We start from the raw sequence: 13,051 nt of genomic DNA on the forward strand, positions 1-13,051 counted from the left end.
GAGTAGGAAAGCGGCTGAATCCACCTCCCTGCTAAGGAGACGTACTGGCAACGGTACCGAGAGTTCGAATCTCTCCTCGTCCGCCACAGAGATCCTCTATAACAAACTTCACACGAGAAGAACTTTCATCCTATCACATTCATATCACTCATATTCCTCTTTTTAAACAATAGATTAATAACGTTCTAAAAGTAAGCTATACTAACAAAAATTATTTTCTGGACAACTATGAGCGATCCTATAACCAATCGAATCAACGTACTCATAAAAAAAACTTACTATCATTATGAACGATTTCAAGTCAATTCAACGTTTGCAATTCTCTACCATGCAAACTCTTTAAGTCTTGTAGAACTGTCAAACTATGTTAGAATTTCTGATCACTTGATACAGTTAGATGAAAATCACTACTTTATTATTTTTGCATTTACCACGCAAGACAATGCATACAAAGCATCTCAAAATATTATTCACAATTTGGATAACCATTTTAATGCTGCCACTACCTGCATTGCACTCGATACGTTTAATCCGACGAAATCTCCGTTAAGCGTTATAAACCGATTGATGCAGATTTTAGCTGAAACCCGTAAGAATCCTTTTATTCGAATCGAAACTGAAGATATCCTCGACCGATAAAAAGGGTATAAAGAGAAATCATGGCTAATCTGCTTGCCCTCTTCGTCATTGTCGCTGTAGGGTATTGGGTCATGATGATCATTTCTCGTAAAAAGCGGGAATTAGCGAATAAAGAATTCCTGCAAAAAGAACAATTTCTAAAAGAGACCCAATCCCTCCTAAAAGCTGAAACACCTTCTGTTGTATCACCCCTAAAATCGCAAACATTCCAGCCCATAGCGCATGGAGATTTCCGTCAAAAAGTGAGTACGTATTTCATGGAGCAAGGTTATTCACTAACAGAATCACCGAAAGCGAAAGGGATAGATCTAATCGGAGTAAAAGAGAAAGAGTTATTACTTATACGAAGTGAAAATATTCTCAAAGAGGTAAAAAAACTCGATTTGCAACTATTTATTTCAGAATGCAGCGTGTATATCGATCATAATCCAATGTTAAAAAGCCGATCAGTTATACGTATCTACGCTACTAACCGTCCTATTACGGAAGAAGCGCAAACTTTTGTGCGGGAAAATCCCGCATCATTACGTTTGATCGAAGATATTTAAAAATCATTAACGATCGTGCGGATTACCGTGGCCTTTGTTTCCATTTCCACGATCGTCCCGTGAATCTTTACGATCTTCTCTGCGATCCTCTTTCAGTTCACGTCGATCCTCACGAATCTCTCTGCGGTCTTCACGAATCTCTTTGCGATTGTCACGGTAATGTCGATCGATACGATCATAATGATCGCCGCCACGACGACGCTCAATCACCTCATCAGGGCTGATACGATGATAATCGGAGAGAAAGTGGACATTGACCAAATCTACAATCTCACGGTCATGTAAACGGTGTTTTTTATGATATCCATAGGCTTTACCGTATGGTGGACCGTACGCTCGGCGGGTATCTACAACATAAATACTTCGAGGATCAAGCCCAAGACGAATGGTAATATCCCACCAACTCTGACCTCGTAATCGTAAATCAATGATAAATCCAACATCCCGATGCGCATGCCGTGCAAGATAATAGGCTACCCCTACCTCTTCTCGCGGAATTCGTCGTTCAACTACGATCACCTCCTGATAAGGGACACGGTAATAGTCTCCAATGGAAAGGGAAAACCCATCAATTCCTCTATCCGAACCTGAAACCCCTATATCAAAATTTGCTCCGAAAAGAAGGGTTCCGGCTAACATAAAAGCATACGCTGTTGTTTTCATAATGACTCCTTTGAGTGTAATAGGAGTATTGTAACAGTTATTTGTGTATTAATAGTGAATACTAAAGAGTTGTAGAGCGATGGATTTTAAATATTGTTGACAAAATAGCGGCCAACGCCTTCCACCAAACCATCAACCATCCAACGTTGATATTTTTCATCCGCAATGCGTGCCGATTCATCAGGATGACTTATATAACCCACTTCCAACAGTACTGCCGGCATTTGCGCACCGACCAAAACCCAAAAAGGGGCTTCGCGGACACCGTTGTCGTGAACATAAGGAAACTGCTTTCTCAAACTGCCAAGCATCCCTTTTTGTAAGTCTATCGCCATTTTATTCGAAGCAATAATTTTTTCTTTGTTCAAAAAACTCAAAAAGCTGAGTTTTCCATATTGACCCATCTCTTCCATCTCTTCGGAGTTCTCGAGCGCCGCAACCCGCATGGAGCGCTCACTTCGTGTCGGTGAAAGAAAGTAGGTTTCAATTCCTTGTGCTCCGTTTGGATCAGACGTTTTAGGAATAGAATTGGCATGAACCGAGATAAAGAGATCCGCTTCTTTGTTGTTTGCAAATTTGGTACGGTCTTTGAGTTCAATAAACGTATCATTTGTCCGAGTCATATAAACGGTATAACCAAGTGCACGAAGTTTTTCACTGAGCTGGTTCGATATCTGCAAAACAACCTCTTTTTCCATAAAACCGTTTCCGATAGCTCCGCTGTCTTTTCCCCCGTGCCCTGGATCAATGACAATAATTTTTTTGCTTCGGTCTCTCGGAGTCACACTGATCAATGGAGGAAGTGCGGCAACCAATGGAGGTTCTTGTACCTCAGGTTTAGCAACAACAGGCGTTGCAAGAGGAGGAGTCGTTTTAGAAGTCTCTACGGAGAGATCGATATAAAGGGACGTCCCTTTAGCGATAGGTTTGATCGAAATCGCTTGATTATGTTCAATAACCAGACGTAGTGTTTTAGAATCAAACTGAGCCATTTTAATGCGATTAATACTTTGGTGTTCTAGCGTTTGAGTTTTGGAGAGCGTAGATGAATCGATATCGATAATGTATCGGAACCGCTGTTTATCGGCTTCGATGATTTTGGACATTCGAACTTCCGACGATTGTATCGGAGTATCAAAAAGAAGCTCCAGCCCTTTGTCTTTCCACTGCGCATTCAAAAGGCGGTGACGCATGGTGAGAGATATTTCATCTGTGCGCTGAATCGGTTCAAGCTTGATCATTTTTTCAGGTTCAGGGGTATTGAATTTACTCGCTACCAATGCGGGTTTGAATGTTTTGTCATAAATCACCGAAGGAACGTCTACCGAGTGTTTCGGAATTTCGGCAATAGCTTGTGTTTTTATAAGAGGCTCAGCTTTTTTGACTGACTTTTTAATCTTCGCCAAATCCGTTTGGTATTTGCTCACATCAATGCCAAGCTTTTCTCCCCCCGCAACAATCCCCTCTAAAGCTTCATTGGCTACTACACTGTTTTTATCCAACGTCGCTCGGAGATAAATGGTTTTAAACTCATTGTACCCTCGGAACTGTTCAATCTCGTCACTGCTTTGAAGTGCCTTTTTGGCCGATTCCAGACGTGCATTATCGTTTGCACCCAGCAAAGTAAAAATCAATAAAGCGAGAAAAACAATACGACTCAGCACGCGCTTACTTACTCCCCGTGAGTAAGTTTTTCCATCAATTCTTTGACGGAGATGATTTTATCGATACGATATCCATTGCTTCCCGAGAAGAACAATCCAAGCTCTTTATCTCCCAAATAGGCGTCACTCAAACGGTCTGCAATACAAAACCCGACCTCTTTAGCTTCAACACCGCGATTACACGGTGCGACACAGTTAGAGATACATTTGATAGAAGGACCGGTTCGAGTATCGATAAGATCGCGTAAATGAGTACGAACGCCGCGTGCTGGATATCCGACCGGGGATTTCATTAAAGTGATATCCTCTTTTTTAGCTGCGAGGAGAACCTCTTTGAAATTCTCATGGGCATCGCACTCAAAGGTTCCGATAAAACGAGTCCCCATTTGAACACCCGCTGCACCCAATGCCATCATTGCATCAATATCGTTCTTATCCCAGATTCCACCGGCAGCAATAACCGGCATACCGCCCCATAAAGCCGCTTCTTCCACTACTGGAGCGACAAGGTTCTCGAGTTGATACTCTTCCATTGCACATTGCTCATACGTAAAACCTTGGTGTCCGCCGCTGAGAGGACCTTCAAGAATAACCGCATCAGGAAGACGGTTATAACGCTTTTGCCAACGTTTACAGATAATCGAAAGTGCTTTTGGAGAGGAGACGATCGGGACCAATGCAACATTGGGATAATCGGCTGTAAACTCAGGCATATTGGTCGGAAGACCGGCACCGGTAATAATGATATCCACTCCTGCTTCACACGCATCGGTTACCACACGGCCGTAATCGTTGATCGCATACAAAATATTGCATGCCAACGGAGCATCTCCGCAGATTTTACGGGCATTTTTAACAATTGCATGCAGCCCTTTTTTGGAATAAAAATTCTCGGCATCCAACGGACGATTAGCAATTAATTTATCCGCATGTACTTTATTTTCATAATATCCTGTTCCAACCGAACTGATTACCCCAAGCCCCCCTTCAAAAGAGACGGCTCCGGCAAGTTTATCCCAGCTGATACCGACACCCATTCCACCTTGAACGATAGGAATTTTAATGGTGTGCTTGCCGATTTGAATTGGTTTGAAGCTCATTGGGTTACCTTTAATCGCGCAAATTTTCGTTTTCCGACTTGAAGGATGTACTCACCCAGTTCAAGTCGGTATTGCTCATCGCTTAGTTTGTTTTGATCGATTTTAACAGAGCCTTGCTTAATCTCCCGACGGGCTTGAGAAGTAGATGGACTTAGAGCGCAATCGACCAAAGCTTTTGCAATCCAAATCGGCCCTTGAAGAGTAAATTCATCCATTTCACTCGGAATTTCGCTCTGTGCATGAACCCGTTCAAACTCAGCTTGAGCACCCAAAGCGGCTTCGTTAGAGTGGAAACGCTCCGTAATTTCCAGAGCCAACGCCTCTTTCACTTTTTTCGGATGAAGCGAGCCGTTTTCTACTCCGGTTTTAAGCGCTTCAATCTCATCAAGGCTTTGAGTACTCAAAAGTTCATAATAACGCCACATTAATGTATCGCTAACACTGAGTATTTTTCCAAACATCTCATTCGGTTCATCCGCTACCGCAATGTAGTTCCCCAGCGATTTAGACATCTTTTGAACACCGTCAAGACCCTCTAAAATCGGCATCATTAATACCGCTTGTTCTTTACCGATCTCATACACCCGTTGCAAATGGCGGCCCATAAGCAAGTTGAATTTCTGATCTGTTCCACCGATCTCGATGTCACTGCGCAGATGAACACTGTCATACCCTTGGAGCAACGGATATAAAAATTCGCTAATGGAGATCGAGATTCCTGCTTTGTGGCGTTTGTCAAAATCATCGCGTTCCAACATCCGTGCAACGTTATAGGTGGTAGTGAGTTCCAACATTCCCGCCGCACCGAGAGGATTAATCCAATCAGCGTTAAAAACAACCGTCGTTTTTTCAGGATCGAGGATTTTAAACACTTGAGTTTTATAGCTTTGGGCATTTTCTTGAATCTGAGCCGGAAGTAGTTTCTTTCGGGTTTCACTTTTCCCCGTTGGGTCACCGATCTGCGCAGTAAAATCACCGATCAAAAACTGAATATGCCCTCCAAATTTTTGAAACGCCGCGAGTTTTTGAAGAAGAACCGTATGTCCCAAATGCAAATCGGGTGCGGTCGGATCAAATCCTGCTTTGACCGTATAGGTTTCCCCTTTTTCAAAATAATTTTTGAGGAGTGTTTCGAGTCGTGCTTCATCGATAATTTCGGCAGTGCCGCGTCTAATTTCTCGTAATGCTGTTTGAATCATGATTTATCCTTGGCTTCGGTACGCATCATCCGTCCGAAAAAATTGTATGATTTTCCCTTTTTTCTCCAATTTGGAGCGCAGGCGATTGATATCTGCCTCAAGGGTTTGGAATTCCATTTCACAGTACTGCGTATGTTCCGATTTTTCCTTACCCAGTTCGATACTGTTGATATCCGCCCCCATTTTTGCCATATAGGTGAGCAAATCGGCGAGGACCCCTTTTGCACTTTGCATGCTTATAATAAGGTGGTAACGAAAATAATGCTGTGCCTTCCAGCGCACAAACACCATCGGCTCTCTGCGATCGATCATCCCTGCGGCATTTTTACACATTTTATGGTGAATATGGGCTTTTCCATCTTGCAAAAATGCAACAATTTCATCCCCTGTTTTTGGATGACAGCAATAATCAAATACTGCGTCACTTACGTTATTGTTAGAGTAGACTTCCAATGATGCAAACACATACGGTTTAACTCTAAAGCGATTACGGGATAAAAAGGCACTAAAGCGGTTGTTTTCACCCAATTCTTGGGTAAAACGGTTCACCGTCTCTTTGACTAAATCGAGCTCGCTCGGGATACGATGACGCTGTTCTTCCAAATGCGTTTCACTGAACAACTCCTCAATACGAACAGGATCCATATTAAAAATAGTGCTCAAAATATTGATACCCGATTCAGTATCAATCGCACGAATACGCTGATTGCAATTGGCCCGCATACTTGCTTTGGCTCGAGAGGTTTTAACGGCATCGATCCAACTGCATCGGTTGATTTTTTTCGATCCCGTCGTAACTTTAACGATATCGCCGTTATGCAATTCACTCAGAAGCGATGCTTTTTCTTTATTGATCAAACACCCCTCGGCACTATCACCGATCTCGGTATGTACCGCATACGCAAAATCGAGTGCCACCGCTCCGCGAGGAAGGGTAAAGGGTTTTCCTTTCGGAGAAAAAACACTGATATCTTCGCTGAAAAGATCATTTTTGATCAGTTCGTAAAATGCTTCGACCGATTCATTTTGATACTGAAGATTATGAAGCCAATCGAGACTGATCGGGTTGTTCCCGCCACTTTTGTACTTCCAGTGTGCCGCAACACCGAGTTCTGCCGTTTTATGCATCTCGTACGTACGAATCTGCACTTCGAAAATTGCGGTCGAGTCAAATACACTCGTATGCAATGTCTGATATCCGTTCTCTTTTGGAATCGAAATATAGTCTTTGAAACGTGAAGATAGCGGCTGAAAATTCAGATGAACCAATCCTAAAACACGGTAGCAGTCAATCGGCTTTTTGACCAATATACGGATCGCCAAGAGATCAAGAATTTCATCGATACTGATCCCTTTACGCTGCATTTTAAGATAAATCGAGTAGTGGTGTTTGACACGGCTTATTATCTCAAAATCGTCTTCATTAAACCCGTTTTCCAGCATCATCTTGGTCAGTTTTTCGCAAAAATCACTCAAACGCGTATTGATAGAGCGGAAGTTCTCCTCCATATACATATCAATAGCCTGTTTTTCTTCGCTAAAAAGATACTGAAAACTCAAATCTTCCAACAAATTTTTGAGAAAAGAGATTCCTAAACGGCTCGCAATCGGGGAGTAAACAACAAGAGTTTCTTCGGCGATACGATGCTGTTTCGCTGGTGCCAAAGCCCCTAAAGTCAGCATGTTGTGAAGGCGATCGCACAACTTTACGACCAATACACGAACATCTTCGATCGATGCGATGAGCATTTTTCGAAATGACAGTGCCGAAACGACCAGTTTTTCATCGGAGTTCGACGGGATCAGCTGGGCATCACGAATCGTATCGATCTTCGTCAATCCCTCTACCAAATGGGCAACATCGTCCCCATAATCACGTGAGATTTCTTCGATCGTAATATGGGTATCTTCCACCACGTCATGCAGCAGTGCAGCGATGACCATCGCTTCATCACCGGTCATATTGGCAACTATTGAGGCGACTAAAACCGGATGGACAATGTAGGGCTCACCGCTTTTACGAAATTGATTATGATGAGCTTGTTTTGAAAAGGTGAGTGCGTTTTGAATCGCAATAGAGGGGTTGATATGTTTATAGAGGTGTGCTACTGCACCCTCAACATCATTGATTCCGGTTACTTTTTCTATGTCGATGGTATTCAATGATGCCGCTTTAAGTGAAAATTAGTCTCGTGGTACGAAACCTTTGATAGAAATAAGCCCTTCAGCAATTTCCATCAAAGCGATATCCGCTGTTTTAGCTTTTTTAACATCCACGTTTAATTTTGTCGTCGCTCCGTTTAGAAGTTCTTCAGAGCGTTTTGCGACAGCGATAGCCAATTGGTAACGGTCGATATTAGCAGTTTCAAGTGCTTTTGCAGTGAGTTGTTCGAGTCTCATGGTTGATGTCCTTTTAGGTTTATTTTACGATAGAGCAACGTGACAAGTTACCCTGACTAATTTCGAGAAGATTGCCCGGTGTGAACATATCACATACGATGATCGGCAACTTGTTTTCTTTCGCCAATGCGATAGAGGTATCGTCCATTACTTTGATATGATCTTGTAATGCTTCCTCATATCCTAGAGCAGGAAGTTTGATCGCATCATCAAACTTCTTAGGATCTTTGTTATAAACACCGTCTACTTTGGTCGCTTTGATAATAACTTCAGCTCCAATTTCAATCGCACGAAGGGTCGCGGCAGTATCGGTAGTAAAAAACGGATTCCCGGTTCCTGCGGCGAAAATCACCACACGACCGCGTTCCAAATGACGGGTTGCACGACGGACGATAAACGCTTCGGCAATTTGTTCCATCTTGATCGCGCTTTGAACACGAACCAGCATTCCTTCATGTTCACATGCTTCTTGCATAGCGATTGCATTGATTACCGTTGCCAGCATTCCCATATAATCACCTGAAGTTCTACGGATAATTCCATCTGCTGCTGCCGTAACACCACGAATGATATTACCGCCACCGATAACGATCCCTACTTCTATCCCTGCATCAACGAGTGTTTTAATCTCACCCGCAATAAATTTGAGAATTTTCGTATCGATACCGTGACCGTTCTCACCCGCCAATGCCTCACCGGAGAATTTTACCAAAACACGTTTATAGCCCATACAACTCCCTACAAAGCATCTCAGATGTGCCCTTTAAATTACGCGTATTATACTTTATTGTCGCTTTAAGGTTGCTTTGATTACACTAAGCAAATCATAAGAGAAGGAAAAATAGGGGTGAAGGTGTTCGATACGATTAGAGCATGGTTAAGTCCAACCCGGATGCATCGCGCACCACAGTATGGACGAGGGACGCATGCTCTCCCTAATCACAATGAAAAAGAGCTGTTTGATCGGGCGTCAGAAGCGTTTATTCAGGGTGATATTTTGAGCGGATATACATTTTTTCTCTCTTCCTTGATCCACCAAAATGATCCATTTTCCATACCGCACCTAAGTATTGAGCGTACCGATGAAATGATCCGTTTTAGCCTTTATCAAGGATATGCACTGATCAAAGGAACCGTTACTCCGACCTCGCTGGAAGCGTATGCCGATATTGCTCTGAGCGAGAAACTGCATGTAGCGATTAAACGCCGTTTTTTAGAACGTGATTTTCAACTTACTTACTGCCGTTTTAGTCACAGCGAGGGGATCATAAAACTCTCCATTCGTCTCGACAATGGTACAATCACTCCCCAAAAAATCTTTTTTCCGCTTCGAGAAATTGCCTTGAATGCCGATTTTGAAAAAGAGTTTATTGCCGGTGAATTTGATGAGTCCGCACTGTTGGACACCGAACATCTCCTCCCGATCTCGCAGAATAGAATCAAATCGAATTATACTTTTATGCACCAGTGGATCAAAGAAACAAGACAAAGTCTGATAGGTCTTTTATCGAATGATAATACGGGCATGGTCTCCTTTAGCTATCTTGCCTTATTGCTTCAAATCGATTATCTCTTCCTCCCTCATAAAAAAATGGCCAAAAATATCAGTGAAAAAATAAACGGCTACTTTATGGATGATGAGAAGCTGACCGAAGATAAAAATGCTGATTTGGAACAATATTTGAGCGAGCTTGAATCAATGGATATTGAATCTTTCACAACCCAATTTTACCATTGTGCCTACACCTTTTCCCCGTTCGATCAAGCGATGCACGATGAGATTGCCGCCTTTATCGACGAATCACTAAACAAAGTGCGCTGGTACAAAAATAACCGATCCAACTACGTTATAACCGTCATTTATCGTTATATCTCCCTCTATATTCTCTACAACTACGGTCTGCACCCTTCACTGCGTGCACTGTTTCATTTGCATGTCGAAATCTACGCCTCTGATTTTTTCAAAACTGCAGGAGAAACGCCGTTGTACGATCCGCGTACCCAAACGTTCAAACAAAATCTGATTGCGCAACGTGTCCGTGAATCGATAGAGCCGTATGCCGACCGCTACAAAGGGCTTCAGAGTTTTGCCGAACATCTCAATTACAGTGATTTAAACCATTTCAGCCAAAGTTTTTATCTCCAAATCAAAAATCTCGATTATACGGAAGTGTAAATGTGAACAGTGCCACCCAAAAAATGGTCGAACAAACGATCGAGAGTATCGTCCAAATTACCAATCCTTACGGAAGCGGAAGCGGATTTCTCATTGACGGTCTTATCATCACCAATTCCCACGTAGTAAGCGGTCTTAAAGAGGTGCTTATCAGTACCAAAACACTCCCGAAAACAATCGGAACCGTTATCTATGACGATCCCGCTTTCGATTTGGCCTTTATCCGATCCCCAATCCTGATTGAGCATAAAAATCCGTTGATCCTCTCCTCACAAAGTGTACAAGATGGAGACAACGTTATCGCCATCGGGCACCCCTATGGTCTCAACTACTCCACCACCGAGGGGATTGTGTCCAAAGCTACAAGGCTGCAAGGAGAAGTGGAATACATCCAGTTTGACGCGGCGATCAATCCCGGAAACAGCGGCGGGCCGCTTCTGAATGAATCAGCAGAGGTGATCGGAGTCAATACGTTTATCATCCAAAATTCGAACAATTTGGGGTTTGCCCTCCCCGCATATACCCTCAAAGAAGCCCTCGATCAGTTTAATGCTCTAAAAACCGAAGATGTTATTCGATGCGGTTCGTGCAAAAATTTGATCCATGAAACCTCTATCAAAAATGATTATTGCCCTAAATGCGGCACAAAACTCGAAGTAGCCAAACGCCGACGCGAAGGGTATAAACCCTCCGGTGTCGTAGCGTTGATTGAGAAGATTCTGAAAGCTTTGGAGATCAATGTTACACTTGCTCGACGGAGTCAAAGAAGCTGGCGATTTGAGATCGGAAAAACCCGTATCGACATCAATTACTATGATAACGGAATCATCATCGCCGATTCAGCCCTCTGTCGTATCCCACAGGAAAATATCGAAGAGCTGTACGATTTTTTACTCTCTGAGAACAGTGTTCTAGAGCGGCTCCAATTTTCAATCAACGAAAATACGGTCTATCTCTCCTACATCATCGTCGATTCTTCTTTGAGCGAAGAATACGGCACTGCGGCATTACGCAAACTTTTTGACAATGCACCCCGATATCAAGCCCTATTGCTTAGTCAGTTTAAAGCGCTGGAACCGAAGTTCGATGAGTTTGAATAAAAAAATCTAACTCATCAAAAAAGAGCACCCTCTTCTTTTTTCTCAATCAACGATTGAATCGTCACGAGAATTTTTTCTAATTCCCCTAGTGTTTCGATGATAGTATTGAGAATATTCATCGCATTTTCTTCATTCTCTTCGTAGTCATGGGCGATTTCATTCCGAATTTCACGTAGCATAAACCATTCGTCTACATCAACGATATTAAGTTTTTCGAGCTGATGCAAGATATCCAAAAAAGGCTTATCGACATTCTCCCCCTGAGCCAACAAAAAAGCTTTAAAGAGCTTAGCCCCGATTCCGTCTTGGAGTTTTGAAAAGCGATAAATCACCTGATCTGCATAAGCGATATTTTGGACATTATCAATAAGCTCTCGGAAGTTTTCTAGCGTGATCGGAAATGTATATTGTTTCGACAACTCATCAAAAGCGTTGCGAATTCTCCGTAAATGGATGAAATTTTCATTCAACGTTTTGAGGAGTTTAGCGTGATAGACTAAAGCAGAATCGCCCATTTACGCGCCTCCTGTTCGATAAGTCTGCTCTCATCTTCATTGAATATCAAATCGATTTTTTGATCCCCCAAATCACGTTTCACCTTGGATAAAAAGGTAATTTTTCGTTTAAAAAGATCGGATTTATCCTCTGTTTCGAGGTACAGATCGATATCGCCGCCCCGTTTTGTATCATCGGTTCGTGATCCGAAAAGATAGAGGTGAGAGTGTGGGAAAAGGGCATTGCAATGTTTCGTGAGAATCTGATGTTCGTATTCGCTCAATCGCATTGCACCTCTCCTTTTGCTCTAATGGATGAATTGTATCACGATTTAATGATTATCACTATAGGATTGATGAGTTTGAATAAGCCAATTATGCCTCGAATGAGGCAAGCTTTAGTGCCAAAGCGGCAAGCGTAGCTAATGGGATTTTATTTCATTTGCGTTCTGAATCAACATGGAAACTGCCTCTTTTTGAGGGAAATCGGCCCCCATGCTGATGATAAAGGACGATGCTTCCTGAAGACTCAAAGAGGTTTTTTTAATCAGTGATTCATCCACTAGTACTGTATAACCGCTCGTAGGATTGGGAGAAGTCGGGATAAATACGACACAAATATTTTCGTGTCGATTCAGTAAATAAGCCGGTACCCATAACCCCTCTTTGGGATACTCGACCAACACCACCTCTTTTTTTGTCCCGTCTTCTCCGCCGCTTAGCATTGCCGCGAGTTTTTTAGAAACCGAATAGACAGAACGAATAGCGGGGATTTTCTCAAAGGTACTGTCAATCATCGAGACAAAAATAGAGCGTCCGTATTTCTCGATCGAAAACCCAAGTAGTGCAAAAATGGCGATAACACCTGCCATCAGCGCCAATGTCACCCCAAAAGAATTCGTGTAATCATGAAGTGAAGAATAAGCACTTACCCCAAGATTTTTCAAATAATTAACCACAACGATGACCAAAATCAGGGGAAAAAGAGACAATGCCCCGACAAAAATATAACGAAGTAAAAATCTGATTTTTGTAGCCATTGAGTAAAACCTTTTTATTATAACAAAT

General features: G+C 42.5%; 14 protein-coding genes. 4 read left to right on the forward strand and 10 right to left on the reverse strand.

Annotated elements, in window-relative coordinates:
• Positions 1 to 384 precede the first annotated feature (384 nt).
• The gene (locus A3G19_RS11830; protein WP_294873069.1) at positions 385 to 639 is read left to right on the forward strand and encodes a hypothetical protein; all 255 of its coding nucleotides are present in this window, start codon (positions 385 to 387) and stop codon (positions 637 to 639) included.
• Positions 640 to 659: 20 nt separating this feature from the next.
• Complete coding sequence (locus A3G19_RS11835) at positions 660 to 1,187, forward strand: hypothetical protein (protein WP_294873071.1); 528 nt, start codon at positions 660 to 662, stop codon at positions 1,185 to 1,187.
• A 6-nt stretch (positions 1,188 to 1,193) separates the two neighbouring features.
• Here the strand turns inward: A3G19_RS11835 and A3G19_RS11840 are convergent, their stop codons facing one another.
• The 7 genes from A3G19_RS11840 to pyrH all read right to left on the reverse strand — a co-directional run bounded on the left by A3G19_RS11840 (position 1,194) and on the right by pyrH (position 8,943).
• Positions 1,194 to 1,850 carry a hypothetical protein gene (locus A3G19_RS11840; RefSeq protein WP_294873073.1) on the reverse strand — a complete coding sequence of 219 codons (657 nt, stop codon included), beginning with the start codon at positions 1,848 to 1,850 and terminating at the stop codon, positions 1,194 to 1,196.
• A gap of 86 nt (positions 1,851 to 1,936) precedes the next feature.
• Positions 1,937 to 3,514, reverse strand: a complete 1,578-nt coding sequence (locus tag A3G19_RS11845; RefSeq protein ID WP_015654201.1) for an N-acetylmuramoyl-L-alanine amidase — start codon at positions 3,512 to 3,514, stop codon at positions 1,937 to 1,939.
• 8 nt (positions 3,515 to 3,522) lie between these two features.
• Positions 3,523 to 4,614: a nitronate monooxygenase family protein gene (locus A3G19_RS11850; RefSeq protein WP_294873075.1), complete on the reverse strand. Its 1,092-nt coding sequence runs from the start codon at positions 4,612 to 4,614 to the stop codon at positions 3,523 to 3,525.
• Positions 4,611 to 5,813 carry a tyrosine--tRNA ligase gene (tyrS, locus tag A3G19_RS11855; RefSeq protein ID WP_294873077.1) on the reverse strand — a complete coding sequence of 401 codons (1,203 nt, stop codon included), beginning with the start codon at positions 5,811 to 5,813 and terminating at the stop codon, positions 4,611 to 4,613. The genes A3G19_RS11850 and tyrS overlap by 4 nt, the downstream gene beginning before the upstream one ends.
• A gap of 3 nt (positions 5,814 to 5,816) precedes the next feature.
• Positions 5,817 to 7,976, reverse strand: coding sequence for a RelA/SpoT family protein (locus A3G19_RS11860; RefSeq protein ID WP_294873079.1), 2,160 nt, complete (start codon positions 7,974 to 7,976; stop codon positions 5,817 to 5,819).
• Between the two features lie 21 nt (positions 7,977 to 7,997).
• The gene (locus A3G19_RS11865; RefSeq protein ID WP_015654205.1) at positions 7,998 to 8,213 is read right to left on the reverse strand and encodes a DNA-directed RNA polymerase subunit omega; all 216 of its coding nucleotides are present in this window, start codon (positions 8,211 to 8,213) and stop codon (positions 7,998 to 8,000) included.
• A 19-nt stretch (positions 8,214 to 8,232) separates the two neighbouring features.
• On the reverse strand, positions 8,233 to 8,943 hold the full coding sequence (gene pyrH, locus A3G19_RS11870; RefSeq protein WP_015654206.1) for a UMP kinase: 711 nt from the start codon (positions 8,941 to 8,943) through the stop codon (positions 8,233 to 8,235).
• A gap of 123 nt (positions 8,944 to 9,066) precedes the next feature.
• Between pyrH and A3G19_RS11875 the strand changes: the two genes are divergently transcribed.
• Positions 9,067 to 10,389: a hypothetical protein gene (locus A3G19_RS11875; protein WP_294873080.1), complete on the forward strand. Its 1,323-nt coding sequence runs from the start codon at positions 9,067 to 9,069 to the stop codon at positions 10,387 to 10,389.
• Positions 10,390 to 10,391: 2 nt separating this feature from the next.
• Positions 10,392 to 11,489: a trypsin-like peptidase domain-containing protein gene (locus A3G19_RS11880; RefSeq protein ID WP_294873082.1), complete on the forward strand. Its 1,098-nt coding sequence runs from the start codon at positions 10,392 to 10,394 to the stop codon at positions 11,487 to 11,489.
• A 14-nt stretch (positions 11,490 to 11,503) separates the two neighbouring features.
• Here A3G19_RS11880 and A3G19_RS11885 read toward each other — a convergent pair whose 3' ends face one another.
• From A3G19_RS11885 to A3G19_RS11895, 3 genes are all read right to left on the reverse strand, one after another.
• Entirely contained in the window at positions 11,504 to 12,004 is a 501-nt protein-coding gene (locus A3G19_RS11885; RefSeq protein WP_294873084.1) for a hypothetical protein, read from the reverse strand.
• The gene (locus A3G19_RS11890; protein ID WP_294873086.1) at positions 11,986 to 12,273 is read right to left on the reverse strand and encodes a nucleotidyltransferase domain-containing protein; all 288 of its coding nucleotides are present in this window, start codon (positions 12,271 to 12,273) and stop codon (positions 11,986 to 11,988) included. Before A3G19_RS11890 ends, A3G19_RS11885 begins: the two co-directional genes overlap by 19 nt.
• 132 nt (positions 12,274 to 12,405) lie before the next feature.
• Positions 12,406 to 13,023, reverse strand: coding sequence for a DUF502 domain-containing protein (locus A3G19_RS11895; RefSeq protein ID WP_015654209.1), 618 nt, complete (start codon positions 13,021 to 13,023; stop codon positions 12,406 to 12,408).
• Positions 13,024 to 13,051 lie beyond the last annotated feature (28 nt).

Source organism: Sulfuricurvum sp. RIFCSPLOWO2_12_FULL_43_24, assembly GCF_001829605.1.
Lineage (GTDB): Bacteria > Campylobacterota > Campylobacteria > Campylobacterales > Sulfurimonadaceae > Sulfuricurvum.